The 25,824-nt window shown below is 66.3% G+C and carries 26 protein-coding genes; 15 read left to right on the top strand and 11 right to left on the bottom strand.

The window, feature by feature from the left end; all coding sequences use genetic code 11:
• On the top strand, positions 1-1,692 hold the full coding sequence (locus ACWEFV_RS15585; protein ID WP_450070810.1) for an aldehyde dehydrogenase family protein: 1,692 nt from the start codon (positions 1-3) through the stop codon (positions 1,690-1,692).
• Between the two features lie 29 nt (positions 1,693-1,721).
• Positions 1,722-2,657: a phosphotransferase gene (locus ACWEFV_RS15590; RefSeq protein ID WP_450070811.1), complete on the top strand. Its 936-nt coding sequence runs from the start codon at positions 1,722-1,724 to the stop codon at positions 2,655-2,657.
• A 7-nt stretch (positions 2,658-2,664) separates the two neighbouring features.
• Here the strand turns inward: ACWEFV_RS15590 and ACWEFV_RS15595 are convergent, their stop codons facing one another.
• Positions 2,665-3,237 (bottom strand): TetR/AcrR family transcriptional regulator, encoded by a 573-nt coding sequence (locus tag ACWEFV_RS15595; RefSeq protein ID WP_450070812.1) that lies wholly within the window; start codon positions 3,235-3,237, stop codon positions 2,665-2,667.
• A gap of 139 nt (positions 3,238-3,376) precedes the next feature.
• Between ACWEFV_RS15595 and ACWEFV_RS15600 the strand changes: the two genes are divergently transcribed.
• From ACWEFV_RS15600 to ACWEFV_RS15610, 3 genes are read left to right on the top strand one after another with little or no spacing between them, the layout of a single operon-like run.
• Positions 3,377-4,099, top strand: a complete 723-nt coding sequence (locus tag ACWEFV_RS15600; protein WP_450070813.1) for a class I SAM-dependent methyltransferase — start codon at positions 3,377-3,379, stop codon at positions 4,097-4,099.
• Positions 4,017-4,391 carry an MmpS family transport accessory protein gene (locus ACWEFV_RS15605; protein ID WP_450070814.1) on the top strand — a complete coding sequence of 125 codons (375 nt, stop codon included), beginning with the start codon at positions 4,017-4,019 and terminating at the stop codon, positions 4,389-4,391. Before ACWEFV_RS15600 ends, ACWEFV_RS15605 begins: the two co-directional genes overlap by 83 nt.
• Positions 4,388-7,288, top strand: coding sequence for an MMPL/RND family transporter (locus tag ACWEFV_RS15610; RefSeq protein ID WP_450070815.1), 2,901 nt, complete (start codon positions 4,388-4,390; stop codon positions 7,286-7,288). The genes ACWEFV_RS15605 and ACWEFV_RS15610 overlap by 4 nt, the downstream gene beginning before the upstream one ends.
• A gap of 93 nt (positions 7,289-7,381) precedes the next feature.
• On the opposite strand, the gene ACWEFV_RS15615 is transcribed toward ACWEFV_RS15610, so the two are convergent.
• From ACWEFV_RS15615 to ACWEFV_RS15635, 5 genes are read right to left on the bottom strand one after another with little or no spacing between them, the layout of a single operon-like run.
• Entirely contained in the window at positions 7,382-8,038 is a 657-nt protein-coding gene (locus tag ACWEFV_RS15615) for an O-methyltransferase (protein WP_450070816.1), read from the bottom strand.
• A gap of 22 nt (positions 8,039-8,060) precedes the next feature.
• Positions 8,061-8,531, bottom strand: a complete 471-nt coding sequence (locus tag ACWEFV_RS15620; RefSeq protein ID WP_450070817.1) for a TIGR04338 family metallohydrolase — start codon at positions 8,529-8,531, stop codon at positions 8,061-8,063.
• On the bottom strand, positions 8,528-9,271 hold the full coding sequence (locus tag ACWEFV_RS15625) for a DUF2786 domain-containing protein (protein ID WP_135451481.1): 744 nt from the start codon (positions 9,269-9,271) through the stop codon (positions 8,528-8,530). The genes ACWEFV_RS15620 and ACWEFV_RS15625 overlap by 4 nt, the downstream gene beginning before the upstream one ends.
• Before the next feature lie 9 nt (positions 9,272-9,280).
• Positions 9,281-10,273 carry an alpha/beta fold hydrolase gene (locus tag ACWEFV_RS15630; RefSeq protein WP_135451480.1) on the bottom strand — a complete coding sequence of 331 codons (993 nt, stop codon included), beginning with the start codon at positions 10,271-10,273 and terminating at the stop codon, positions 9,281-9,283.
• Positions 10,270-11,109 (bottom strand): alpha/beta hydrolase, encoded by an 840-nt coding sequence (locus tag ACWEFV_RS15635; RefSeq protein WP_450070818.1) that lies wholly within the window; start codon positions 11,107-11,109, stop codon positions 10,270-10,272. Before ACWEFV_RS15635 ends, ACWEFV_RS15630 begins: the two co-directional genes overlap by 4 nt.
• A 24-nt stretch (positions 11,110-11,133) precedes the next feature.
• Here ACWEFV_RS15635 and ACWEFV_RS15640 point away from each other — a divergent pair, with 24 nt between their 5' ends.
• Positions 11,134-12,159 (top strand): sigma-70 family RNA polymerase sigma factor, encoded by a 1,026-nt coding sequence (locus ACWEFV_RS15640; RefSeq protein WP_450070819.1) that lies wholly within the window; start codon positions 11,134-11,136, stop codon positions 12,157-12,159.
• Between the two features lie 32 nt (positions 12,160-12,191).
• On the opposite strand, the gene ACWEFV_RS15645 is transcribed toward ACWEFV_RS15640, so the two are convergent.
• Both ACWEFV_RS15645 and ACWEFV_RS15650 read right to left on the bottom strand, forming a co-directional pair.
• Positions 12,192-13,088, bottom strand: a complete 897-nt coding sequence (locus ACWEFV_RS15645; RefSeq protein WP_450070820.1) for an endonuclease domain-containing protein — start codon at positions 13,086-13,088, stop codon at positions 12,192-12,194.
• Between the two features lie 154 nt (positions 13,089-13,242).
• A complete protein-coding gene (locus ACWEFV_RS15650; protein ID WP_450070821.1) occupies positions 13,243-13,734 on the bottom strand; it encodes a VOC family protein in 492 nt (163 codons plus the stop codon).
• 212 nt (positions 13,735-13,946) lie between these two features.
• On the opposite strand from ACWEFV_RS15650, the gene ACWEFV_RS15655 reads away from it, so the two are divergent.
• On the top strand, positions 13,947-15,071 hold the full coding sequence (locus ACWEFV_RS15655; RefSeq protein WP_135451475.1) for an NDMA-dependent alcohol dehydrogenase: 1,125 nt from the start codon (positions 13,947-13,949) through the stop codon (positions 15,069-15,071).
• A gap of 60 nt (positions 15,072-15,131) precedes the next feature.
• Here the strand turns inward: ACWEFV_RS15655 and ACWEFV_RS15660 are convergent, their stop codons facing one another.
• Both ACWEFV_RS15660 and ACWEFV_RS15665 read right to left on the bottom strand, forming a co-directional pair.
• Complete coding sequence (locus ACWEFV_RS15660; RefSeq protein ID WP_450070822.1) at positions 15,132-15,548, bottom strand: YkvA family protein; 417 nt, start codon at positions 15,546-15,548, stop codon at positions 15,132-15,134.
• 78 nt (positions 15,549-15,626) lie between these two features.
• A complete protein-coding gene (locus tag ACWEFV_RS15665; RefSeq protein ID WP_167857662.1) occupies positions 15,627-16,403 on the bottom strand; it encodes an SDR family NAD(P)-dependent oxidoreductase in 777 nt (258 codons plus the stop codon).
• 72 nt (positions 16,404-16,475) lie between these two features.
• Here ACWEFV_RS15665 and ACWEFV_RS15670 point away from each other — a divergent pair, with 72 nt between their 5' ends.
• Both ACWEFV_RS15670 and ACWEFV_RS15675 read left to right on the top strand, forming a co-directional pair.
• On the top strand, positions 16,476-17,195 hold the full coding sequence (locus ACWEFV_RS15670; protein WP_450070823.1) for a pirin family protein: 720 nt from the start codon (positions 16,476-16,478) through the stop codon (positions 17,193-17,195).
• A complete protein-coding gene (locus ACWEFV_RS15675; RefSeq protein WP_450070824.1) occupies positions 17,173-18,417 on the top strand; it encodes a PQQ-dependent sugar dehydrogenase in 1,245 nt (414 codons plus the stop codon). Before ACWEFV_RS15670 ends, ACWEFV_RS15675 begins: the two co-directional genes overlap by 23 nt.
• On the opposite strand, the gene ACWEFV_RS15680 is transcribed toward ACWEFV_RS15675, so the two are convergent.
• On the bottom strand, positions 18,414-19,688 hold the full coding sequence (locus ACWEFV_RS15680) for an MFS transporter (protein ID WP_450070825.1): 1,275 nt from the start codon (positions 19,686-19,688) through the stop codon (positions 18,414-18,416). The genes ACWEFV_RS15675 and ACWEFV_RS15680 overlap by 4 nt on opposite strands.
• Before the next feature lie 46 nt (positions 19,689-19,734).
• Between ACWEFV_RS15680 and ACWEFV_RS15685 the strand changes: the two genes are divergently transcribed.
• The 6 genes from ACWEFV_RS15685 (at position 19,735) to ACWEFV_RS15710 (ending at position 25,824) form a co-directional block, all read left to right on the top strand.
• Positions 19,735-20,409, top strand: a complete 675-nt coding sequence (locus ACWEFV_RS15685) for an ArsR/SmtB family transcription factor (protein WP_450070826.1) — start codon at positions 19,735-19,737, stop codon at positions 20,407-20,409.
• 16 nt (positions 20,410-20,425) lie between these two features.
• On the top strand, positions 20,426-20,860 hold the full coding sequence (locus tag ACWEFV_RS15690) for a helix-turn-helix transcriptional regulator (RefSeq protein WP_450070827.1): 435 nt from the start codon (positions 20,426-20,428) through the stop codon (positions 20,858-20,860).
• 5 nt (positions 20,861-20,865) lie between these two features.
• Complete coding sequence (locus ACWEFV_RS15695) at positions 20,866-21,276, top strand: VOC family protein (protein WP_450070828.1); 411 nt, start codon at positions 20,866-20,868, stop codon at positions 21,274-21,276.
• 3 nt (positions 21,277-21,279) lie between these two features.
• On the top strand, positions 21,280-23,643 hold the full coding sequence (locus ACWEFV_RS15700; RefSeq protein WP_450070829.1) for an ATP-binding cassette domain-containing protein: 2,364 nt from the start codon (positions 21,280-21,282) through the stop codon (positions 23,641-23,643).
• A 306-nt stretch (positions 23,644-23,949) separates the two neighbouring features.
• Positions 23,950-24,681, top strand: a complete 732-nt coding sequence (locus tag ACWEFV_RS15705) for a TMEM165/GDT1 family protein (RefSeq protein WP_135451465.1) — start codon at positions 23,950-23,952, stop codon at positions 24,679-24,681.
• A gap of 63 nt (positions 24,682-24,744) precedes the next feature.
• Positions 24,745-25,824: a phosphodiester glycosidase family protein gene (locus ACWEFV_RS15710; protein WP_135451464.1), complete on the top strand. Its 1,080-nt coding sequence runs from the start codon at positions 24,745-24,747 to the stop codon at positions 25,822-25,824.

Raw genomic sequence — 25,824 nt, forward strand, 5'->3', positions numbered from 1 at the left:
ATGACCGAAACGCAGATCGACGAGGCCCTCGGGGAACTCGCCGAGGGCGAAAAGACCTGGGCTTCCCTGTCATTGGCGGCCCGCCGCGGATTGCTCGACGAGGTGCGCGCACTGACGGTGCGTCATGCCGCGGAATGGGTCGACGCTGCCGTCGGGATCAAACAACTCGACCCGTCCTCACCGCTGGTCGGCGAGGAGTGGATGTCCGGCCCGTACTCACTGGCAGCCGGACTCGGCGCCCTGTCCGAGAGCCTGGCCAAACTCGAAGTGGGCCGCAGCCCGCTCGACGGCGCCGGGTTCGGCTACGCCCCGGGCGGCCGGACCACGGTGAAGGCCCTGCCGCTCAACACCTTCGACCAGCTGCTGCTGTCCGGGTTCAGCGCCGAGGTATGGCTGCAGCCGGGTATCGAGAAGGCCGAGGCAATTCGGTCGGCCGGTCTGGCCCAACGCGACCCGTCCCGCACCAACGGCGTGGGCGCGGTTCTGGGCGCGGGCAACATCTTCTCGATCGCCCCGCTGGACACCATCTACGAGCTCTACGCCAACAACCGCGTCGTGGCCCTCAAGCTCAACCCGATCACCGATCCGTTGCTGCCGGTGCTGACCAAGGTGTTGGCCCCGTTCATCGCCATCGGCGCGGTACGCATCCTGACCGGCGGAGCCGAGGCCGGTACATATCTGGTGCGGCACAAGCTCGTCGACCACGTGCACATGACGGGTAGCGCCCTGACCTATGACGCCATCGTGTTCGGCACCGGGGAAGAGGGTGCCCGACGCAAGGCCGCTGATGAGCCGGTGCTCGACAAGGAGATGACCGCCGAGCTCGGCGGGGTGTCGCCGACGATCGTATTGCCCGGCACGTGGAGCAGGGCCGACATCGAGTTTCAGGCCAATCACGTTGCCACGCAACGACTGCACAACAACGGTTACAACTGCGTGGCCGCGCAGGTGGTGGTGCTGCCCAAGCGCTGGGCGCAGCGCGACGAGTTCATCGCCGCGGTCCGCAAGGCCGTCAACGACGCGCCGGCCCGGGCCGCCTACTACCCCGGCTCCGACGTCAGGGTGGCCAGCGCGGACACGTCGTATCCGGACTCACAACACCTGGGCTCGCGGGGTGCCCGGGTCCTGGTGGTCGATCCGGCCGATCGCGAAGCATTGTTGTGCACCGAGTACTTCGGCCCGGTGCTCGGTGTGATCGAACTCGACGTCCCGGATGAGCAGTTCTCCGAGGAGGCCGTTCGGGTCGCCAACGACGAGTTCGTCGGCACCCTCGGAGTGAACATCATCGCCCACCCGGACACCCTCGCCGGCCTCGGCGAGAAGTTCGACCGCCTCGTCGAGCAGCTGCGCTACGGCACCATCGCGATCAACGCCTGGACCGGCGTCGGCTACCTGACACCGACGGCCACCTGGGGAGCGTTCCCCGGACACAAACGCAACGACATCCAGAGCGGAACCGGCGTGGTGCACAACGCTTTTCTGCTCGACCGCCCGGAGCGCACCGTGGTCCGGGGCCCGTTCCGGCCCGCGCCGCGTTCGGTGTTCCGCGGCGAGTGGTCGTTGTCGCCGAAGCCGCCATGGTTCGTCAACAACCGCACCGCGGCGACGACAGGCCGATTGCTGGTGGACTTCGCCGGAGCACCCGGATGGGGCAAGCTGCCGGCGATCTTCGCGTCGGCGCTGCGGGGATGATTGCTTCCGCCTGAATATTATCGGCGGACATGCGCACCCCTCCGGCATCGGTCAATGACGAACTGATCGCTCAAACCCTTGCCGACCATTGGTCGCTGGCCGTCGAAGACATCGAGCACCTTCCGGTAGGCGGCGGCGCCCACCATTGGCGGGCCACCGGGGCCGGGGGCACACTGTTCGTCACCCTGGATCAGCTCGGGACACGGCACTCGGCAGCATCATTGGAAGACGCGTATGCCACGGCCGCCGAGCTCGCGGCCGGCGGCCTGGAGATGGTGTGCGCCCCGTTGCGTAACGGGCTGGGGCGGTTCACTGTCGATGCCGGCGTCGGCATTCTCAGCGCGACGCCCTGGCTGGACGGTCATTCGCCCACCGAAGTCGAGTACCGCGCACCGGCGCACCTGACAAAGGTCATCAACGCACTCGACTCGCTTCACGCAACGACCGCCCGCGGGCCGCTGCGGGATTGGTCGCCGCGCGTCGCGTCCGACTTCGCCCAGGAGGTGCGGTTCCGCACTGAGCACCCGTGGCACTCGGGACCGTTCGGCGAAGCGGCCCGCACCGCGCTGGCCGCGCACGGTTCCGACATCGAATGCTGGACCCAGCGCTACCACGAACTCACGCAGCAGGCGCAAAGCCGATGGCACACTTGGGTACCGACGCATGGGGAACCGCACGAGGGCAATCAGGTGGTGCACGGCACTTTCCTGAAACTCGTTGACTGGGAGACCGTTCGGTTGGCTCCCCGGGAACGGGACTACTCAGACCTGATCGCCGCGGGCTGCTCCGACCGGCTGGATGCCGACCCGCTCATGGTCGAGTTGTTTGCGCTCGATTGGCGACTCAGCGAGATCACCGAGTACGCGGACTGGTTCGCCGGGCATCACGTCGGCAGCGAGGACGACGAGGAGGCGATACAAGGGCTGCACGAGGAGTTGTCCACCCAGCTACCGCTCGGCGACTGATCACAGGCTAGGCAGGAACGACGGGCGTGCGCAGCAACCGCTGCGCGCAGTCCAGCAGTACCCGGTGCAACTCCTCGTCGTTGACGTCGTTGAGCGTGGGGTCGGTGGCGCTGCCGTAGACACCGGCGGCGAGCACCGACATGCAGATCCGGTCGGCGGCATCGGGATCGGGGCCCAGCAGGATCCGGGTGAGCCGTTCGATCGTGTCCTGGAGTTCGGCGCGGCTGTGTACCAGGCTGTCGATGACGGGATCGCCGTGGAACACCGCGGTCACCCGGCGATGCCGCACCGCCATCTCCACCATGCCGCTGACCGCGGCCTCCCGCCGGGCCTCCGGCGTGGACATCGCCTCGGCGATGCGGACCAACCGCATCATGTCGTCGAAGACCGGCTGGATGACCGCCAGCGCGATCTCGTCCTTGGAATGGAACTGGTAATAGACGGCAGCCTTGCTGACGCCGAGGCGGTCGGCGATCATCTGCAGCGACGTGCCGTTGACACCGTGCTCGGCGAACAGGCTCAACGCCGCTTCCAGCACCCGCTCGCGGGCAAAGCCACGCGGCGCCACAGCCTTTGCCACACCTGTCCCTTCGTCGCGCTGAGCGTACCCAAGGGTGCTAGATCACACCGTCAATTAAACGAACTAACTTGATCGAAGTTAGCCGACTGTATAGGTTTCACTTTACATCCGGCAAGGAGAGCTGCGGGGAGGAGTGCTGATGTCGAGCTCATGCGTGGCGCACCCGTCGGACCTCCTCGACACCTATCTGATGACAGCCGTCGAGACCGGCGCCGAGCAGGTGGTTTTCCTGGCCTCCGATCTGGACCCGCGTCCTTATCAACTGCCCTGGCCCGCCGGCACCACCGTCTACGTCGTCGACGACCCGGCGATCCTCGAGGTCAAGACCGACGCCCTGGCCGGCACCACACCCACGGCTGACGTGCGCAGTGTCCCCGCCAACATCAGCGGAGACTGGCCCGCCGCGCTCACCGGGGCCGGATTCGACGCCGACCGGACCACCCTGTGGAGCGTGGAAGGCGTACTACCCTTCATCCCATTGGATGAGCAGCGTCGGCTCGTCTCCGACATCACCGCCATGAGCGCGCCGGGCAGCCGGCTGATCTCGGAGATATCGGTCAGTCCCTTCCGGGACGATTCCGGCGAGGAAGTCGCCGCTGATGTCGACGTAGAAAGAAGTTGGCGGGAATCCGCCGACGCCGACATGATCACGAAGTGGCAATGGAGCTTCGCAGCTAGCCGGTACGTCACCGCGTACCTGACCTCCGAAAGGCCGACCAGCGAATATGAAGCTGTTGAGACGGTTCTGGATTCCGTTCATCATCATCGTGGTGGTGTTGGTGGGCGGGTTCACGGTGATGCGGGTACGCACGTTCTTCGGCGCAGGCGGCGGCTCCGGCATCTCCAGCGCCAAGGTCGATGACACCAAACCGTTCGACCCCAAAGTCGTGGTCTATGAGATCTACGGCGAGCCCGGCGCGACCGCGGACGTGAACTATCTCGATCTCGACGCTCAGCCCCAGCGCATCGACGGGGTGACCCTGCCGTGGACGCTGCGGTTGGAATCCACCGCACCGTCGGTGTTCCCCAACATCGTGGCCCAGGGCGACGGCAGCACGATCAGCTGCCGCATCACCGTCGATGACGAACTCAAGGACGAGAGAACCTCCAACGGCGTGAACGCCCAGACCTTCTGCTTGGTGAAATCTGCATGAGCAATTACGACACCCCGACCGACTCGATCCCGGTCGCCTCCGCACCGCAGCACAGCAACCACGGCGGCATCGCCAAGTGGATCCGGCGCCTGGCCATTCCGATCATCCTGGCCTGGATCGCCGTCATCGCGTTCCTGAACGTGATCGTTCCCCAGCTCGAGGAAGTGGGGAAGATGCGTTCGGTGTCGATGACACCGGACGATGCGCCGTCGATGATCGCGATGAAGCGCGTCGGCGAGGTGTTCCAGGAGTTCAAGTCCAACAGCTCGGTCATGGTCGTCATCGAGGGCGACAAGCCGCTGGGCGATGACGCACACAAGTACTACGACCAGATCGTCGCCAAGCTCGAGGCCGACAAGAAGCACATCGAGCACGTCCAGGATTTCTGGGGCGACCCGCTGACCGCGTCCGGCGCGCAGAGCTCCGACGGCCTGTCGGCCTACGTGCAGGTCTACACCGCCGGTAACCAGGGCGAGGCGCTGGCCAACGAATCGGTCGAGGCCACCGAGAAGATCGTCCAGAGCGTCCAGGCGCCGGACGGCGTCAAGGCCTACGTGACTGGCCCGGCGGCGATGGCCGCCGATCAGGAGATCGCCGGTAACCGCAGCCTTGAGATGATCACCGCGCTGACGTTCGTGGTCATCATCGTCATGTTGCTGTCGGTCTACCGCTCCATCGTGACCGTGATCCTCACCCTGTTCATGGTGGTGTTGTCACTGTCGGCGGCCCGCGGCCTGGTGGCGTTTCTGGGCTACTACAACATCATCGGGCTCTCGACATTCGCCACCAACCTGTTGGTGATGCTGGCCATCGCCGCCTCCACGGACTACGCGATCTTCCTGATAGGCCGATATCAAGAGGCTCGAAGTGTCGGTGAAGACCGAGAGTCGGCGTACTACACGATGTTCCACGGCACCGCCCACGTCATCCTGGGCTCGGGCCTGACCATCGCCGGCGCCACGTTCTGTCTGCACTTCACGCGCCTGCCCTACTTCCAGTCGCTCGGTATCCCGCTGGCCATCGGCATGGTCATGGTGGTGCTGGTCGCGCTCACCCTCGGCTCGGCGATCATCACGGTGGCCACCAAGTTCGGCAAGACGCTGGAACCCAAGCGGGCCATGCGGACCCGCGGTTGGCGCAAGATCGGTGCCGCGGTGGTGCGCTGGCCCGGACCGATCCTGATCGCCACCATCGCCATCTCGCTGATCGGTCTGTTGACACTGCCCGGGTACAAGACCAACTACAACGACCGCAAGTACCTGCCTGCCGATCTGCCGGCCAACACCGGCTACGCCGCCGCCGACCGGCACTTCTCCCCGGCCCGGATGAACCCCGAACTGCTGCTGATCGAGAGCGATCACGATCTGCGCAATTCCGCCGACTTCCTGGTGATCGAGCGGATCGCGAAACGCATCGTCGGAGTGCCGGGCGTCTCCCGGGTCCAGGCCATCACGCGCCCGCAGGGAACGCCGATCGAGCACACCTCGATCCCGTTCAACATCAGCATGCAGGGCACGACCCAGACCATGAATCAGAAGTACATGCAGGACCGCATGGCCGACATGCTCAAGCAGGCCGACGAAATGCAGATCACCATCGACACGATGGACAAGATGATCGCGCTCATGGAGCAGATGCGCGACGTCATGAACAGCATGGTCGGCAAGATGCACGGCATGGTCGACGACATCAAGGAACTCCGCGACCACATCTCGGATTTCGACGATTTCTTCCGGCCGATCCGCAACTACCTGTACTGGGAACCGCACTGCTACGACATCCCGATGTGCTGGTCGATGCGCTCGGTGTTCGACACCCTCGACGGCGTCGACACCATGACAGCCGATTTCGAGCAGATCGTCCCGGACATGGACAAGATGAACGCCCTCATCCCGGTGATGATCGCGAACATGCAACCCATGATCGCGACCATGAAGACGATGAAGACCATGATGCTGACCATGCAGGCCACCCAGGGCGGCATGCAGGATCAGATGGCGGCGATGCAGGACAACTCCACCGCCATGGGGCAGGCCTTCGACAAGGCGAAGAACGACGACTCGTTCTACCTGCCGCCGGAGACCTTCGACAATCCGGACTTCAAGCGCGGCATGAAGATGTTCCTGTCCCCGGACGGGCATGCGGTGCGGTTCATCATCAGCCACGAGGGCGACCCGATGAGCCCCGAAGGGGTCGCTCACGTCGAACCCATCAAGCTGGCCGCCAAGGAGGCGATCAAGGGCACCCCGCTGGAGGGATCCAAGATCTACCTCGGCGGTACCGCGGCCATGTTCAAGGACATGCAGGAAGGCGCCAACTACGACCTGCTGATCGCCGGAATCGCCTCGCTCTGCCTGATTTTCATCATCATGCTGATCCTCACGCGCAGCGTGGTGGCCGCCGCGGTCATCGTCGGCACGGTGGTGCTGTCCCTCGGCGCATCCTTCGGTCTGTCGGTGCTGATCTGGCAGCACCTGATCGGCCTGGAACTGCACTGGATGGTGCTGGCCATGTCGGTGATCATCCTGTTGGCCGTCGGTGCGGACTACAACCTGCTACTGGTCGCCCGGTTCAAAGAGGAGATCCACGCCGGCTTGAACACCGGCATCATCCGCGCCATGGGCGGCACCGGGTCGGTGGTCACCTCAGCGGGCCTGGTGTTCGCGTTCACCATGATGTCGATGGCGGTCAGCGAGCTCGCCGTGATCGGCCAGGTCGGCACCACGATCGGCCTGGGCCTGCTGTTCGACACCCTGGTCATCCGGTCCTTCATGACCCCGTCGATCGCGGCACTGATGGGCAAGTGGTTCTGGTGGCCGCAACGGGTGCGTCAGCGGCCCAAGCCCGAGCCCTGGCCCAAGCCGGTCCAGCGCGAGCCGCAGGACTCCCTGGCCTAGTAGCTCCCCCAGCACCCCGAGCGACCGTGTCTGTACGCCAACACACTGTGAATTGCGTACATTCGCGGTCGCTCGCGGTGTTTGAGGGGGCGGTTACCTAACCAGCGCGACAGCGAAGCCGTCCCAGCCCTTGGTACCCACAGTTTGGATGGCGGCCGTATCCAGTCGCGGATGGCTACCCATCATCTCCAGCATGTCGCGCACGGCACGCGCCTGCTGGTCGTCGGCTGCGGGCGCCAGTACCCGCCCGAACCGGGTTACGTTGTCCACCACGATGATCGAGCCCGGCCGGCCCAGTTTGATGGCCCACTCGACGTAGTGGACGTTGTTCTCCTTGTCGGCGTCGATGAAGGCGAGGTCGAAGACGTCGCCACGCTCGGCCAACCGGGGCAGCGTGTCGAGGGCGGCACCGACGATCACCTCGACGCGGTCGGCGACACCGGCCCGGACCAGATTGGCCTGGGCCACCTCGGCATGGCGCGGCTCGTACTCAAGCGTGACGACGCTGCCGTCCGGTCCGACGCCGCGGGCCAGGTTGATGGTGCTGTAACCGGCGAGTGTGCCGATCTCGAGCGCCCGTCGCGCCCCGGAGATCGTGGCCAGCAGCGACAACAGCTTGCCGTGCTGGGCCGACACCTCGATGGCGGGCATGTCGGCGTCCTGTGCGGATTGGCGCGCCGCGGCCAGCGCCTCGTCCTCGGTGCGCAGTACCTCGTTGAACATGAGGTCGACATCGCGGGGTTCGGTCATGTGCGCCAGGCTAGCCGCAGATTCAGACCACACCTTCTTTTCCGTAGACCATCCGAAGCACCAGCCCGACCTCCGGCCCCATGATCGCTGTGCACAGCTCGATGTGGGTCGCGACGAAGTCCGGTCCGTGGGGCGGGTCCGCATGGCTCAGGTGATGGGCAAGTTCGTGCAGTACCACCAACTCCCGCAGTGCCCAGGTGTCGCGCTCGGGCACGGCGATGACGGCTTTGCCGTCGATCAGCTCGTAGTGCGCAGCAGTCACGCCCCGACGGCGACGCACGGCGACCGGATCAGCACCGACCCGGGCGACGACGTCGTCGACGTAGCGCTGCACCGAGTCCACCGACCCGAATTTCGCCTCCGGAGGCAAGGTGAGCGAGGTGCCGAAAAAGTCGATGGCCCGCGAACTGTGTTGTGCCGCACGGTCGAACATGGTCCGCACGAACTGCTCCGCGGCATAGACGCGGGCCCGCTGGGTGTCGCGCGCGCTCACTGCTCCAGGGCGCCGCGCGCGCCGGAGATCTCCTGGCTCCCCCCGAGACGGGCGTGGCGACCGGCACGGTCCCCGGCCCGGCGCGCCGCCGACGAGTACCCGGCCGACGCATTCGTCGCGCGCCAGGTTCCGCGGGCCTGCGACGCCGATCGGTAGAAGCTCTTCAGCTCGACATCCTTGTTCCGCAACGCGATTGCCGTTCCGGGGCGGTCATTGCGGTCGGCCTCCTGCTGGGCCTCCTCTTTGGCTTCCGACAACCGCTGCCCGATGCGGGCTCCGAACGCCAACTGGAAGTTGAGCCGGGCGGTGATGGTCGGCGTCGGGCGGTGCGCACCCGAGGAGATGTAGCCGTGGGACGCCTTCACCATCTGGAGCACCAGGCTGGTGTAGAGCGCGTGGGTGGCGTCGATGTCCTCGGCGAACCCGTAGGCGTAGACGAACGTCGAGTTGGACGCGACGTCGCACTTCACATCGTTGGCCATGCCGATCACCACGAACAGCTGCACATACGTGCGCAGACCCTTGGTGCCGGCCTCCCCGATGGTGATGGTGCGTTGCACGGGCATCTGCGCCTTGGTGCGTTCGGCCGAGTGGGACCGGGCCAGTGCCAGGTCGATGGATGTCGCCGTGGCCAGCCGTTGAGCCGCCGCCATGAACGCTTCGGCCTCATGGGTGTTGTCGGTGCCTTCAGCCTGACGCAACAGTGCTGCGATCCGCGCCAACATCTTGTCGTCGCTCACGCGACAAACCTAGCCATCGGCACCGACAAACTTGCCGACCGCGTCCACCACCTGCGGTGACAACGATCCAGGCTTGCCGTAGTTGGCGATGCTGTCGGTGGGATCGTCGCGCAGTACGTGGTTGACGCCCTTGAGCTCGACGAGCGTGAGCGCGGTGTGCTTGAGTGCGTCGATCAGCGGGCGCTCGATCTCGCAGCTGGCCTGGGAATCGGAGTCCGAGCAGGTGAGCAGCACAGGCATGCCGTCGGGCAGCGCAGCGGCCAGCTTCAGCGGGTCGATCTTGTCGGCCTCGATGATGGCGTTGAGGTTGTCCTTGTTGACGATCGCGCTCAGGCCCTCGGGGAGATTCGCGGGCACGGTCCCCTTAGTGCGGATCTCGTCCACGGCGCCCAGCCAGGCCGTCAGCACCTCGGGGGTGGCGCCGGAACGCACGCGATTGGTGATGATGTCCAGGTAGCGGCCGGACAGCGGCTGAAACAGCGCCAGCGAGTGAACCTTCGGATCGCCGGCACCGGCCAGGGTCATGGCATGGATGGCACCTTCGCCCACCGCGTAGATCGACAACTCGGCCGCGTCGGTATCGGGTCGGCCGGCCAGGAAGCGCAGCGCGGCGGCCGCCCCGCTGGTGTACACGCCGCTGACCACCTCGGTGGGTTTCTTCTCGTAGGGGCCTAGCTTGGTGGCACCGGTGCCGATCTTGTCGTAGCGCAGGCTGGCAACACCCTTGTCCGACAACGTTTCTGCGAGCTGACGCATGTTGCCGACGGGTCCGACGACCTTGTTGTCGCCGTTGCGGTCGGTGGGCCCGCTCTCGGAGATCAGGAGTGCGGCCGGGCCCTTGGCCTCCCGGTGGCGGTAGGTCCCGTGGATCGTGAGACCGTCGGCGTCGAACGTGATGTCGGTGTCGGTCCACGCCGGTTGCCGGCCTTCGTCCGACGCCTCCCTCGAACCGCAGCCGGCCACCAGCAGCACTGAAAGCAGTACCGCCACAGCCTTTCTCACAGGTGCGTCTCGATCCAGGTCGTCACGTCGTCGAGAACAAGCTCCTTCTCGGGCTCGTTGAACACCTCGTGGAACAGGCCCGGGTACACCTTCAGGTGCACGTCCGGCGATCCCACACATTCCACGAGGTGGCGGCTGCCGTCGGCGGACACCAGGCGGTCCTTCTCGCCGTGCACCACCAGCAGCGGCGCGGTCAGGGCCGAGGCTCGCTGCGGCATCGTCTCGCCCACGATCATCAGCGCCCGGGCGATGCCCGCGGGGACCTTCCCGTGCCACACCAACGGATCGGCCTTGTAGGCCGCCACCACCTCGGGATCGCGGGACACCGCGTTGGCGTCGAGATTCTCCACGGGCAGCCCGGGGGCGATCTTGCCGAGCACCTTGGCCACGGCCGCCAGCGCCGACGACACCGCTGCCTGCGCGGCCACCGCGGGCCCGGACAGCACCATCGCGGTGTATTCATCGGGATATTCGACGCCGTAACTGAACACGATGGCGCCACCCATGCTGTGCCCCAGCACGAGGAGCGGGAGCTGCGGGTACTCGGCGGCGGCGATGCCGACCAGCGTGTGGAAGTCTCCGACGTACTCGGACATGTCGCGCAGGTACACCCGCTTGCCGCCGGAACGGCCGTGACCGCGGTGGTCCAGGGCGTAGACGACCAGCCCTGCCTGCCCGAACCGCTGCGCGACGTGGTGGTACCGCCCGGCGTGTTCGCCCAGGCCATGAGAGAGGACGACCACGCCTCTCGGCGCGATGTCGGGCGTCCATACGTCGTAGACGATGCGGACCCCGCCGACGCCGTCGAAGGTCTGTTCACTGCGCGTGCTGGTCACCCTGGCGAGAGTATTCGATCGAAGTTGTCGGGGGTGCTGCGTAAGCTCGCGAATGTGACGGTCCTCGCTCACCGCCTAGACGACGACAGCCCGGCCGATGCGTTCCTGGCCGACGCCCAGCGCTACCGCCGTGAGCTGTTGGCGCACTGCTACCGGATGACGGGCTCACTGCACGATGCCGAGGACCTGGTGCAGGAAACCTACCTGCGCGCCTGGAAGGCCTACGGCGGTTTCGAGGGCAAGTCCTCGGTGCGCACCTGGTTGTACCGCATCGCCACCAACACGTGTCTGACGGCGTTGGAGGGCCGGCAACGCCGCCCGCTGCCGTCGGGGCTGGGCAATCCGAGTTCGTCGCCCACCGACGAGATCTCCGAACATCACGAGATCCCGTGGCTGCAGCCGCTGCCGGATTCCAGCGACGACCCGGCGGATCCCAGCACGATCGTCGGGACCCGTGATGCGGTGCGGCTCGCGTTCGTCGCAGCGCTGCAGCATCTGTCAGCGCGCCAACGCGCGGTGCTGGTGATGCGTGAGGTACTGCAGTGGAAGGCCGCGGAAGTCGCCGGAGCCATCGGCACTTCCACAGCCGCGGTCAACAGCCTGTTGCAGCGGGCCAGGGCCCAACTCGACGCTGTGGGCCCCAGCCAGGACGACGAGATCGACCCGCCGGACTCCCCACACGCCCAGAACCTGCTGCGCAACTACATGGCCGCGTTCGAGGCCTACGACATCGACAAGCTGGTCGAGCTGTTCACGGCCGAGGCCGTCTGGGAGATGCCGCCGTTCGACACCTGGTACCAGGGGCCGCAGGCCATCGGCGACCTGTCCCGGTACAAATGCCCGGCCGAGGAACCCGGGGACATGCGGTTCATCGCGACGAGCTCCAACGGCCAGCCCGCCGCGGCGATGTACATGCTCAACCGCGAGACGGGCCGGCACGAGGCGTTCCAACTGCATGTCCTCGAGGTACGCCCCGAAGGAATCTCGCATGTGGTGGCCTTCATGGAGCAGTCGCTGTTCGAGAAATTCGGGCTGCCGGCCTCACTCTGACTCGTAGGCCGCCCTGGGCGTTGAGTGGCCAGTTACGCCACACGATCGTCTGAAATCCGTGCAATAACTGGCCACCCGGCGCCGCGGGCCCGCAATGCCGCGCAAACCCGAGCCACGATCACCTGCGGTCGGCGATTCAGCAGATCAGCTCCGACCCTGATGATCAGCCAACCCTGCGCGGCGAGCTCGGCGTAGCGGTCGATGTCGTTGGCCCGCACCCGAGGATCGGTCCAGTGCTGGGCGCCCTCATATTCGACTCCGACCTTGAACTGGGCGTAGCCCATATCAATTCGCGCAGACCGCCTGGCGCCAAAGTTTCCGCGCACCACGATCTGCGTCTGTGGCTTCGGCAGTCCTGCGTCGATGAGCACCAGGCGAGTGCGGGATTCCGGTGGCGATTCCGCACCTCCATCCATCAGGTTGAGGACCTCGCGGAGTTGAACCAGCCCTCGAACCCCCGGATGCCGCTCGAGGAGTGGCGCAAGATCGGCCGCGCACAAGCGGGTCGCCTGCGAGAGGGCGTCCAGCTGGATGACAGCCTCGTCCCTGCCTGAGCGTCGCCCCAGATCGAAAGCTGTACGTGCGGGCGTTGTCACCGGGAGACCTGTGAACAGGCGGGTCTCGTCGGCATGCAACTCGTCGCGGTGAACGAGGATCCCCGTGGTCGGCTTTCCATTGCGGCGGTATAGCTCGGCAGGTGCTGCCGGGTCGATCCACTGCGTGCCATACACCGCCGACGCCGAGAGGCCCGTCAACGTCGCTTGGCGCCCAGACCACAGCCACGCGGCCACTGCGCGCTTCGCCGCCGTCATCTCGGCATCCTTGACGAGGTAGACGTCGCGGTAGACAGCCTCATAGCGACTCGCCAGTCCGCGCCGGGTCACTGTCCCTGCAGCCAACGCCTCTGTTCCGAGAAAGGGGTGGTCCATGCGGCTACGGTCGCCGCGCGGTCCGACACACGCCCGCCGAGCCCGGCGGGTGGCACACCTGCTGTGGATCAATGCCGCTGTGGGGATATCCCACGAGCGGCCAGTTATTGCGCGTCAAATCGGTCTCAGCGTGCGCTAACTGGCCACTCGGCAGCTACGAACCGCTGTGGGCCGCCTGCAACGCCGCGATGTCGAACTTGCCGACGGTGCTCAGCACGGCGGACATCAGCCGGGAGTCGGCCGCCAGGTCTCCCTTGCCCAACAGGTCGTAGTACTCGGTCGGGGTGATCTGCCAGGCCAGCCCGTACTTGTCCTTGAGCCAACCGCAGGGCAGTTCCTCGCCACCCTCCACCAGCGCGGCCCAGAGCTGGTCGAGCTCCTCCTGGCCAGTGACGCGCACCTCCAGTGAGATGGCCTCGTTGAAGGTGAACTGCGGGCCGCCGTTGATGCTGACGAAGCGTTGCCCGGACAGCTCGAACTCGACCACCACCGGCACGTCCTGCGGGGACGGTGAATCGGGGTGCGAGGCGATGGTGTTCACCACCCGGCCGTTGCCGCCGAACGCGGCGATGTAGTGCTGCGCGGCCTGCTCGGCCTCCCGGTCGAACCACAGATTCGGGACGATGCTTGCGTTGATCTCGGTCATGGTGGGGTAGACCCGCGTCGGTCTTGGTTTTCATCGCCGAGTGGCCACTTACGCCACGCGCCCGCCGAAGATCCGTGCAATAACCGGCCATTCGCCGTGGCGCACCCACGTGTGCCAGAGCTCGCCATCCGACGACGAAATCAAGCTTGAATCGTCGCAGGTCAAAGGCCAGTTACTCAGTGGTACTGCAACCTGTTCTATTATCGCCTTCCATGAAGACCAAAGGCGCCCTGCTGTGGGAACTCAACTCGCCATTCAAGGTCGACGAGATCGACCTAGGCGACCCCGTCGCCGATGAAGTACAGATCCGGATGCATGCCGCGGGCATGTGCCACTCGGACTACCACCTGACCACCGGCGCCACCCCGATGGCGCTGCCCGCGCTCGGCGGCCATGAGGGCGCCGGCGTCGTCACCAAGGTTGGCAAGAACGTCACCGGCATCGAGGAGGGCGACCACGTCATCCTCGCCTTCATCCCGGCCTGTGGTGAATGCCCGCCGTGTCTGAAGGGCTTCCGCTCGCTGTGCGACCGCGGTGCGGTCCTGCTGGGCGGCAAGGCGATCGCCGACGGCACCAGCCGCATCACCGCCGGCGGCCATGACGTGTCGCCGATGAACCTGCTCGGCACCTTCGCGCCGTACATGACCGTCCACAAGGATTCCGTCGTCAAGATCGACAAGGACATCCCGTTCGAGACCGCGGCCATCATGGGCTGCGCGGTGCCCACGGGCTTCGGTTCGGCCACCAACGTCGCCGACGTCAAGCCCGGCGAGACCGTCATCATCGTCGGCGTCGGCGGTATCGGCATGAGCGCCCTGCAGGGTGCGGTGATCTCAGGCGCCAAGCACGTCATCGCGATCGATCCGAACGAGTGGAAGCGCGAGCAGGCCATCAAGTTCGGCGCCACCCACGTCTACCCGTCGATGGCCGAGGCGATCGCGCCGGTCATCGACACGACCTGGGGCCTGATGGCGGACAAGGTCATCATCGCCGTCGGCGAGATGAAGGGCGAGTACATCGAAGAGGCGATGATCCTCACCGCCAAGACCGGCACCTGCGTGGTGACGGGCATGGGTTCGATGATGGACGCCGACGTCAAGCTCAACCTGTTCCTGTTCACCATGTTGCAGAAGACGTTGAAGGGCAACATCTTCGGCGGCGGCAACTCGCACGTCGAAACGCCTCGGCTCACCGCGCTGTACAAGTCGGGCCTGCTCAACATCGACGACATGGTCACGCGGACCTACAAACTCGAAGACATCAACCAGGGCTACCAGGACATGTTGGACGGCAACAACATTCGCGGTGTCATCAAGTTCGACGAGTCTGACTGGTAACGATCTGAAGCACAAGCAGCGGCGAAAACCCCCTTTTCAGCGTGGAAAAGGGGGTTTTTGCTACCTACGGTCGAGGCCCGTCAGGCGCACCAAGGCGTCGAACCCGTCGTCCGTGCCGGGCCAGTGCGCCCGCACGGCGTCCAGCCCGGCGTGGTGCACGACGCTGCGGAACACCACGGTCACGATGATGGCGTCGTCGGCGTAGCCGAGCACGGGAATGAAGTCGGGGATCAGATCGATCGGCAGCGCCAGATAGACGACCAACAACGCCAGCCGGACGCGCACGCCGCGAGGCAACGTCTTGTCGCTGGCCAACCGTGGGATCAGCCGCAGCAGGTCGGGAAGTATCCGCAGCGCCTCTTTGAACAGGTTTCCGCGGGGCCGCATGACGAGCAACGCGACGACCAGCACCAGCCAGCTCAGCAGCAGGGCGGCGGCGAGGCCGATCAGTGCGTCGCCCCACCAGGTGTCGACCACAGGACGATTCTGCCGACCAGACGCAAAACTGCCCCTTTTCCTGGCGGAAAGGGGCAGTTCTGTGTCTGGTCGCGAGAGTTACTTGGGTGGCATCCGGATGCCGCCGTCGACGCGGACGACCTCGGCGTTCATGTACGAGTTGGTCAGCAGCTCGACGACCATGGAGGCCAGCTCATCGGGCTTGCCGAGGCGGTGCGGGAACAGCACCGACTCACCGAGCTTGGCCTTGAATGCCTCGGAGGCCTCACCCTCGCCGTAGATCGGGGTGTCGATCAGGCCGGGCGCCACGGTGTTGACGCGGATGCCCACAGCGGACAGGTCGCGGGCCACCGGCAGGGTCAGGCCGACCACGCCGCCCTTGGAGGACGAGTAGGCCGCCTGGCCGATCTGGCCGTCGAAGGCCGCGACGCTGGTCATGTTGACGATGGCACCGCGCTCGCCGGTGTCGGTGAGTTCGTTCTTGCTCATCTGGGTGGCTGCGATGCGGATGCAGTCGAAGGTGCCGACCAGGTTGATGTCGAGCACCTTCTTGTACAGGCCGAGATCGTGCGCCGAGGAGAACTCGCCGTCCTTGCCGATGGTGCGCTGGGCCCAACCGACGCCGGCCGAGTTCACCAGGGCGCGCAGCGGGCCGAGGTCCGCGGCGGTCTTGACCGCATCGATGATCTGATCGGTGTTGGTGACGTCGACGGTGACGAAGATGCCGCCGATCTCCTTGGCGAGGGCCTCGCCCTTGTCCGCCTGCAGGTCAGCCACGATGACGCGGGCTCCCTTGGCAGCCAACTGGCGGGCAGTCGCCGCGCCGATACCTGATGCGCCACCGGTGACGATGGCGCTTGCTCCGTTGAGTTCCACGCCCAACAGACTAGGCCCCGGCATCAGCCGTTCCACCGGTTGGTCAACGCGGGCCGTCGGTAGGCTGGCGCCATGGCTTCGGGGACGTCCAGGGTCGATATCCGGCGCGCGGACGATCGCGGCGCCAGCACGACCGACTGGCTGAATTCGCGGCACTCGTTCTCATTCGCCGACTACTACGACCCGGCCAACACCCACCACGGGCTGTTGCTGGTGAACAACGACGACATCGTCGCGCCCGGCGCCGGCTTTGACACTCACCCGCACCGGGACATGGAGATCGTCACGTGGGTGCTGTCGGGGCAGTTGGCGCACGAGGATTCGATGGGCAACTCCGGGGTGATCTACCCGGGCCTGGCCCAGCGGATGTCGGCCGGCACCGGTGTGCAGCATTCCGAGAAGAACGGATCTGCCAGTGAGCCCGTGCATTTCGTACAGATGTGGGTGCTCCCCGATACCGCCGGAGTGACGCCGAGCTATCAGCAGCAGGAGATCGAGCTGTCCAACACGCTGACACCGATCGCCTCCGGCGCCCTCGACGCGGCCGTCACCCTGCACAACCGCAATGCCACGCTGTACGGCGCCCGCCTGCAGCCCGGCGATTCGGCCGAGCTGCCGCAGGCCCGCTACGTCCACGTGTTCGTCGCGCGCGGGTCGGTCATGCTCGAGGGATCCGGGCCGCTCGCCGAGGGTGACGCCGCCCGGCTCACCGATACGGGCGGACGGGTCACAGCTGACACTGAAGCCGAGATCCTGGTCTGGGAGATGAATGCGGGTCTGGGCGGCACGTAGCGCGATCGCACTGATCGCCGCGGTCACCCTGGCCGCGTGCGGAACGAGCCCCGAACCCGCGCCGGCATCGTCATCCAGCGCACCGCCCGCCGGGCTGGTGCCTACGCCCCTACAGGTGTCTGAGGAACTCGCGCAGGGCCCGCTCGACGAACCGCGCCAGGCCCTGATCCCCGCCGGGTGGACCATCGAGGTGATCGCCCGCGTGCCCAAGGCCAGGATGGCCGCATTCGCCCCGGACGGCGCGTTGCTGGTGTCGGTGCCGGACACGGGGCAGGTGCTGACGGTGCGCCCTGACCAGCGCACCCTGCTCGACGGGCTGGAGCAGCCACACGGACTCTTCTTCGCCGGGACGACACTGTATGTGGCCGAGAGCAATCGGATCGACGCCTTCGACTACGTCGACGGCCGGGCCGTCAACCGCCGCACCATCGCGAGTGACCTGCCGGACGCCAAGAGCCCTGAACTGCGTGGCGCCTATTCCCACGCACTCAAGAGTGTGGTCGTGGGATCCGATGGGGCGGTGTACTTTTCGATCGGCTCGACGGGCAACGCCTCTGCCGATGACCGCAGCGCCACGCCGCCGCGGGCCACCATCATGCGGGTGCCGCCGGGCGGTGGGCCGGCGGCACCGTTCGCCACCGGGGTGCGCAACGGCACGGGCCTGGCCTTTGCCCCGGACGGCTCGCTGTGGACGGCGGTGAACAACCGCGACAACGTGCCCGATCCGCAGGGCCGGGTGCGGCAGGACTATGTGGACGACCACCCGCCGGAGACGGTGGCCAAGGTGACCTCAGGGCGCGAATTGGGTTGGCCCTACTGCAATCCCGACGGTACACCGCCCGCCGGGTTCATCCGGGACGTGGAGACCAACGCCGACGGTAGCAAGCTGGATTGCGCGGCGCTGGCACCGGTCGAGCAGACGTTGGCCGCGCATTCGGCCCCGCTGGGGATGAGTTTCGCCGAACTCTCCGGCTATGGTCCCGGTGCATTGGTCGGGGTGCACGGCTCATGGAACCGGCGGTCCCCACAGGCCCCCGAGGTGTCGTTCTTTGGTTGGCACAACGGCACATTGGGCCCGCAGCAGACCCTGGTAGGCGGATTCCAGGGTGACGACGGCGCCCGCTGGGGCCGCCCGGTAGCCGCGATTACAGGTCCGGACGGCGCGGTGTACATCACCGACGACTACGCCGGCGCGGTGTATCGGCTGACCCCGGCGGCTTAGTCGTCAGTTCCGGATCGCGGGCGATCGGTGATCCACCGGGCCGCAAGAAGGCCTGAGACCGCTGTCAGCACCCCGGCTGCGACGACTGCGGACTCCAGCCCCAGCCAGTTGCCCATCGCACCGGCGACCAGTGCGCCGACGGCGTAGCCCGCGTCGCGCCAGAACCGGTAGGTACCAAGCGCATTGGGCCGCCAGCTCGGGTGCGCGTGATCGGAGACCACGGCGATCAGCGCCGGGTAGACCATGGCCGTGCCGATCCCGAGGGCGACCGCCGAGGTGACACCGGCCAACAGCGGCCAGTTCAGCAGCGCCAGAGCCAACCCGAATCCACCCGCCTGGACCAGCATTCCGGCGACCACCAGAGGTTTTCGGCCGATTCGGTCGGCGAGATGGCCGGTGGGGATCTGGCCGAGCCCCCACAACAGCGGGTAGAGGCCCTTGATCAGCCCGATGGCGGCTAGGCCGAGTCCGTGATCGGTGAACAACAGCGGGAACACGCCCCAGGTGAGGCCGTCGTTGAGGTTGTTGATCAGCCCGGCCTGGCTGGCGCCCCGCAGGCTGCGGTCACCCCAGCTGGTGCGGGCGAAGATCGTGCGCAACCCGCCGTCTGCAGCGGGCGCCGGATGTGGGTGGCGCTCGAGTTCGAGGGCCACGTGCGCCGCCGTGTCCCGTACCGCCAGCGACAGCCCGAGCCCGGCGACGACGAACACCACGCCGATGAGCTCGGGGGCTGGGCGCAGCCCGTACGCGGTGGCGAGGTATCCGGTCAGCAGCGCGGTGGCACCCACCGCCACATAACCGGCGGCTTCGTTCAGGCCGGTGGCCAGTCCCCGCCGCTCGGGGCCCACCAGATCGATCTTCATGTTGACCGTCATGGACCAGGCCAGGCCCTGATTGAGGCCCAGGAGCACGTTGGCGGCCACGATCCAGCCCCATGACGGACCCCAGGCCAGCATGAACGGAACCGGCACGCCGATTGCCCACCCCGCCAACAGCAGGTGCTTGCGGCGAAACCGTGCGGTGAGCGCTCCGGCCGCCAGATTGGTCAGCGCCTTCGTCACCCCGAACGCGATGATGAACGAGAAGACGGTCAAATCGTTTGTCAGGCCGAAGGTTTCGGATCCGATCAACGGAACCGTGGTGCGTTCCAGACCCACCAGGGCACCGACGCAAACGTTGACGACGACCAGAAGGGTGAATTGCAGCCAGTTCTCCCGCAGGCCGAGCTCGATGCCACGGGTTCGGCGATTGTCGGCATCGATGGAGCTCATGTCACGACTGTACGTTATTCCATGTAATTATGGAATAATGCAAGACATGGATCGCTCACCAGCGAAAACACGTCTGTACGAAGAGTTCGCCGCCAGCGGGAAGGCACTCTCCCATGCCAGCCGGCTCGAGCTTCTCGACTTGCTGAGCCAGGGCGAACGCAGCGTCGAGGCGCTCGCCCGCGCGGCAGGTCTGAACCTGACCACCGCCTCGTCGCACCTGCAGGTGCTCAAACAGACCGGCTTCGTCGAAACCCGTCGAGAAGGTGTCAAGGTCTACTACCGCCTCGCCGGCGACGATGTCGCACAGCTCCTGGTGTTGTTGCGCACGGTTGCCGACCGTCGCAGGTCCGAAGTCGGTGCCGCCCGCGACGCTTACCTCGGCGAGCCCGTGGGTACGGGCATCGAGCGTGACGAATTGTGGTCGCGACTCAACGACCACACCGGCGATGCGCGTGTGGTGGTGCTCGATGTCCGGCCCGACGAGGAGTTTCTCGCCGGCCACATCCCGGGCGCGGTCTCGATACCGGTGGACGAACTCGCCGAGCGCATCACCGAACTGCCCACCGACGCCGACATCGTCGTCTACTGCCGCGGTGAATACTGCGTGTACGCGCACGACGCCGTGCGGACCCTGACTGCCGACGGCCGCCGTGCCATCCGCCTCAACGACGGGATGGTCGAATGGCGGCTCGCCGGGCATCCGGTCAGCACCGGACCCTAGACGTACGATCGCGGTTGTGGCCGACCAACAGCTAGGCGATCTCAAGCTGCTGCGCCGGGTGCGGGACCGCATCGACCGTGACTACGCGCAGCCGCTGAACGTCGAAGCGCTTGCCCGCGGGGTGAATATGTCGGCCGGACACCTCAGCAGACAGTTCAAGATCGCCTACGGCGAGTCGCCGTATTCGTACCTGATGACCCGCCGTATCGAGCGCGCGATGGCACTGCTGCGCCGCGGCGACCTGTCGGTCACCGAAGTCTGCTTCGCCGTCGGCTGTTCCTCGCTCGGCACGTTCAGCACCCGGTTCACCGAACTCGTCGGGATGCCGCCCAGCCGCTACCGCGAGCAGACCGCGTCGGTGACCGACGGCCTGCCGTCGTGCATGGAGAAACAGGTCACCAAACCGATCAGGAATCGAGAAGCGCCCGCCACCCGCCTCCACCTAGCGTGAAAAACATGGAACTCACCATTCACTCAAGCATGCTGCCGCTCGACGACCCGGAAGAATCCCTCGCCTTCTATCGCGACGTCCTCGGCTTCGAGGTCCGTCTCGACGTCGGCAAGGACAAGATGCGTTGGATCACGGTCGGTCCGCCGAACCAGCCCGACACCTCCATCGTCCTGTACCCGCCGACGGCCACCCCCGGCCTCACCGACGACGAGCGTCGCACCATCACCGAGATGATGGCCAAGGGCACTTTCGGAACACTCCTGCTCGCCACCAAAGATCTCGACGGCACCTTTGAAAAGGTGCAGGCCGGAGACGTAGAGGTGGTCCAGGAACCCACCGAGCAGCCATACGGTGTGCGCGACTGCGCGCTTCGCGATCCCGCCGGAAACATGGTCCGTATCCAGGAGTTGCCCTAACCGATGAGCACCGAGACCCATCCCGCCGACAGTCACGATCTGATCCGGGTCACCGGTGCCCGCGAGAACAACCTCAAAGACGTCGACATCGAGTTGCCCAAGCGCCGGTTGACGGTGTTCACCGGCGTCTCGGGGTCGGGCAAGAGCTCGCTGGTGTTCGACACGATCGCCGCCGAATCACAGCGGTTGATCAACGAGACCTACAGCGCATTCGTGCAGGGCTTCATGCCGAACCTGGCCCGCCCCGAGGTCGACGTTCTCGACGGGCTGACCACCGCGATCATCGTCGACCAGCAGCGGATGGGCGCCGACCCGCGCTCCACGGTCGGCACCGCCACCGACACCGGGGCGATGCTGCGCATCCTGTTCAGCCGGCTGGGCACTCCGCATATCGGTTCGCCGCAAGCGTTTTCGTTCAACGTGGCCTCGATCAGCGGGGCGGGGGCGGTGACGCTGGAGAAGGGTGGCCGCACGGTCAAGGAGCGGCGTGACTTCAACATCGTCGGCGGGATGTGCCCGCGGTGCGAGGGTCGCGGCGCGGTCAACGACATCGACCTGACCGCGCTGTATGACGACACCAAATCGCTGAACGAGGGCGCGTTGACCATCCCCGGGTTCAGCATGGACGGCTGGTACGGCCGGATCTTCCGGGGCTGCGGATTCTTCGATCCGGACAAGCCGATCAGCGAGTTCACCAAGAAGGAACTCGATGCGCTGCTGCACAAGGAGGCGACCAAGCTCAAGGTCGACGGGGTCAACCTGACCTACCTCGGCCTGATCCCCCAGATCCAGAAGTCGTTCCTGGCCAAGGACGTCGAGGCGATGCAGCCGCACATCCGGGCGTTCGTCGAGCGCGCGGTCACGTTCACCACCTGCCCGGAATGTGCCGGCACCCGGCTGTCGGAGACCGCGCGCTCGGTGAAGATCGAGGGTGTCAACATCGCCGAGGTGTGCGCGATGCAGATCACCGACCTGGCCGCCTGGCTGGGCACGGTGAAGGACAAGTCCGTGACCCCACTGCTGGCGGCGTTGCAGCACGCGCTGGATTCGTTCGTCGAGATCGGGTTGGGCTATCTGTCACTGGACCGCCCCGCGGGCACCCTGTCCGGTGGAGAAGCCCAGCGCGTCAAGATGATCCGTCATCTGGGGTCGTCTCTCACCGACGTCACCTACGTGTTCGACGAGCCGACCATCGGCCTGCACCCGCACGACATCGCCCGGATGAACAACCTGCTGCTGGCCTTGCGGGACAAGGGCAACACCGTGCTGGTCGTCGAGCACAAGCCGGAGACGATCTCGATCGCCGACCATGTCGTGGACCTGGGACCGGGCGCAGGCTCGGCCGGGGGCGAGGTGGTCTTCGAGGGCAGCGTGGCGGATCTTCGGGCCGGCGACACCGTCACCGGACGCCACCTGGGATACCGCGCGGCGCTGAAGAACGAGGTGCGGGAAGCCAACGGCGCGTTGCAGATCCGCGGTGCCGACACTCACAACCTGCGGGACGTGGACGTCGACATCCCGCTCGGTGCGCTGGTGGTGATCACCGGGGTCGCGGGTTCGGGCAAGAGTTCGTTGATCGACGGCTCGGTGGCCGGCCGCGACGGCGTCGTGGTGGTCGATCAGAGCGCGATCCGGGGCTCGCGTCGCAGCAACCCGGCCACCTACACCGGACTGCTCGACCCGATCCGTAAGGCCTTCGCCAAGGCAAACGGCGTCAAACCGGCGCTGTTCAGTTCGAACTCCGAAGGTGCCTGCCCGACATGCAATGGCGCCGGGGTGATCTATACCGACCTCGGCGTGATGGCCACCGTCGAGACCACCTGCGAGGAATGTGAGGGCAAGCGGTTCGGCGCCTCGGTGCTGCAGTACACCCTCGGCGGACGCGACATCGCCGAGGTCCTGGCCATGCCGGTCAGCGAGGCGGAGCAGTACTTCTCCGAGGGCGACGCCAAAGTGCCTGCGGCACAGAAGATCCTGTCCCGGATGGCAGACGTGGGCCTGGGCTACCTCACGCTCGGGCAGCCGCTGACCACCCTGTCCGGTGGCGAGCGGCAACGGCTCAAGCTGGCCGCGCAGATGGGGGACAAAGGTGACACCTACATCCTCGACGAGCCGACCACGGGTCTACACCTCGCCGACGTCGAGCAGTTGCTCGGACTGTTGGACCGGCTGGTGGACTCGGGGAAGTCGGTGATCGTGATCGAGCATCATCAGGCGGTCATGGCGCATGCCGATTGGATCATCGACCTGGGTCCGGGCGCCGGGCACGACGGCGGGCGCGTCGTCTTCGAGGGCACCCCGGCGGATCTGGTCACCGAGCGTGCCACGCTGACCGGTGAGCACCTCGCCGAATATGTGGGTGCCTGAACCAACATTGTTGGGGCACCCGAACTTTCCGGTGTTGACCCCCAAACTTATTGTCGAATAAGCACTTTCGGACGGGACGGTTTGCATCGTCCCGTCCGGAGTGCGTATGGTGGGTGACAGCGAAGGGGAGTAGCCCCCAATCGGATATTCGACATACTGGCCGCGCAGCGATGCAGAAACGGCCCGGTTATCCGAACCGGTCACTGACCGGTGGGCGAGACCTTCGGCCGTAGACCGCATTTTGGGTTGCCGGCCGGAGGCATCTATTCAGCCCCCAACGGCAGCCAACGACCGAGGAGTTGTTGAGTGCTTGCTGCTCTGCTCTTGAGTTTCGCTGTCATCTTCGTCGCCGAACTCGGCGACAAGTCGCAGTTGATGGCCATGACCTTTGCGCTGCGCTACCGCTGGTGGGTGGTGCTCATCGGCATCACCGCGGCCACCACCGCAGTTCACCTGATCTCTGTCGCGGTCGGCCACTACCTCGGCGCCGCGCTGCCGACGCACCTGCTCGGCATCCTCGCCGGGGTGGCGTTCGTGTTCTTCGGGTTGTGGACCCTGCGCGGCGACAAGCTGTCCGACGATGAGGCGACCAAGGCCCAGCGCTCGACCGCCCCGGCGTTCTTCACGGTCACCTCGGCCTTCCTGCTCGCCGAACTCGGCGACAAGACGATGCTCGCGACCATCACGCTGGCGGCCGACAACGACTGGGTGGGGGTCTGGATCGGTTCCACCATCGGCATGGTGGCCGCCGACGCACTGGCCATCGTGGTCGGGGCGATCGCCGGCAAGCACCTGCCCGAGCGCGTGATCCAGCTGGGTGCCGCGGCGCTGTTCGTCATCTTCGGTGTCGCGATGCTGCTGGAGGGCGCGTTCCCAGCGGCCCCGGTGTGGGCGACCACCGCGGGTGCGATTGCCGTGACGGCACTGTGTGCGGCGGGTCTGCGGGCGCTGCCCGCACATTTGCGACCGGCCGCGATGCGCAAACCCGAGGCTGCCGAACCAGCAAACTCCGATCACCCAGGCGCGATCACCCCTTGACCCCGCCGTGACCAGGCTGTTACGTATGTTGACAGAGTTTCCTGTGTGGTTATTGTGTAGTTCGTGCCAGGCCTGGCAAAACTCCTCCAGCGTGCGGTCGCCACTGCGTCCGCCGTTGCCGTGTGCGCGGCACTAGCCACCACCGGCTCCCCCGTCGCACGTGCCGAGGACGCCCGGGCACTGCTGCTCGGCGCGATCGCCAACACCAAGGGCGCCTACCTCGTCTACAACTTCGGCGGCCAGTTCGCCGCGCCGTTCCTGTCCGCCGACGGCCGCGCCTACACGCTGAACAACGGCGGCCACCTGATGGCCATGAAGAACGCCTCCAGTCGGCTCAACCCGCGCCTGCTGGTCGACAGCCATCAGGGCTATCAGTCCCGGTGTGAGCGCACCCCCGGTGCACGTACCAGTGAAGGACTCTGGCAGGCGTCGGAAACCTATGCGCCCCTTGCCGCCTGGCAGGTCCTCGGGCAACCGACCATCGCGGTCAATGCCAACTTCTTCGACGTGCGCGGGCAGAAGGGCGGCTCGTGGCGGGACACCAAGTGCTCGTCACCGTTGGGCGCCTACGTGGACAACACCCGCGGGCAGGGCCGGGCCAACACCGCGGTCACCGGCACCCTGGCCTATGCCGGCAAGCAGGGCCTGTCCGGCGGCGACGAGCGCTGGGCGGCGCTGGCCACCATGATCCTTCCGATGGGCGGCGCACCGTACGTCGTGATGCCGAAGGGGCCCGACGACTACGACTCGGCCTCCCCGGTGATCCAGCGCCTGCTGGATCAGAACGCCCGGTTCGTCGCGGTGGCCGGAATCGGGCTGCTGGCCCCCGGTGACACCGGTCAGCTCAATGACCCGGGCCCCAGCGCGGCGCGTACCGCCGTCGGCTACAACCGGGCCGCAGATCAGCTGTTCGTGTTCCAGGGCGGCAGCTACACGCCGGACAACATCCAGGACCTGTTCCGCGGCCTGGGCGCGGACAACGCATTGCTGCTCGACGGTGGCGGCTCGTCGGCGATCGTGTTGCGCCGCGATTCCGGCGGCATGTGGAGCGGCGCCGGATCCCCGCGCGGGAACTGTGACACCCGCCAGGTGCTGTGCGATTCACGCGAGCGGGCCCTACCCAGCTGGCTCGCCTTCAACTGA

Source organism: Mycobacterium sp. NPDC004974 (assembly GCF_053600815.1).

Excerpts from the sequence above, each read along its gene's own strand:
- ACWEFV_RS15585 (WP_450070810.1), top strand. The coding sequence starts at position 1 with ATGACCGAAACGCAGATCGACGAGGCCCTCGGGGAACTCGCCGAGGGC.
- ACWEFV_RS15590 (WP_450070811.1), top strand. The coding sequence starts at position 1,722 with ATGCGCACCCCTCCGGCATCGGTCAATGACGAACTGATCGCTCAAACC.
- ACWEFV_RS15600 (WP_450070813.1), top strand. The coding sequence starts at position 3,377 with ATGTCGAGCTCATGCGTGGCGCACCCGTCGGACCTCCTCGACACCTAT.
- ACWEFV_RS15610 (WP_450070815.1), top strand. The coding sequence starts at position 4,388 with ATGAGCAATTACGACACCCCGACCGACTCGATCCCGGTCGCCTCCGCA.
- ACWEFV_RS15615 (WP_450070816.1), bottom strand. The coding sequence starts at position 8,038 with ATGACCGAACCCCGCGATGTCGACCTCATGTTCAACGAGGTACTGCGC.
- ACWEFV_RS15645 (WP_450070820.1), bottom strand. The coding sequence starts at position 13,088 with ATGGACCACCCCTTTCTCGGAACAGAGGCGTTGGCTGCAGGGACAGTG.
- ACWEFV_RS15650 (WP_450070821.1), bottom strand. The coding sequence starts at position 13,734 with ATGACCGAGATCAACGCAAGCATCGTCCCGAATCTGTGGTTCGACCGG.
- ACWEFV_RS15655 (WP_135451475.1), top strand. The coding sequence starts at position 13,947 with ATGAAGACCAAAGGCGCCCTGCTGTGGGAACTCAACTCGCCATTCAAG.
- ACWEFV_RS15670 (WP_450070823.1), top strand. The coding sequence starts at position 16,476 with ATGGCTTCGGGGACGTCCAGGGTCGATATCCGGCGCGCGGACGATCGC.
- ACWEFV_RS15675 (WP_450070824.1), top strand. The coding sequence starts at position 17,173 with ATGCGGGTCTGGGCGGCACGTAGCGCGATCGCACTGATCGCCGCGGTC.
- ACWEFV_RS15680 (WP_450070825.1), bottom strand. The coding sequence starts at position 19,688 with ATGAGCTCCATCGATGCCGACAATCGCCGAACCCGTGGCATCGAGCTC.
- ACWEFV_RS15685 (WP_450070826.1), top strand. The coding sequence starts at position 19,735 with ATGGATCGCTCACCAGCGAAAACACGTCTGTACGAAGAGTTCGCCGCC.
- ACWEFV_RS15695 (WP_450070828.1), top strand. The coding sequence starts at position 20,866 with ATGGAACTCACCATTCACTCAAGCATGCTGCCGCTCGACGACCCGGAA.
- ACWEFV_RS15700 (WP_450070829.1), top strand. The coding sequence starts at position 21,280 with ATGAGCACCGAGACCCATCCCGCCGACAGTCACGATCTGATCCGGGTC.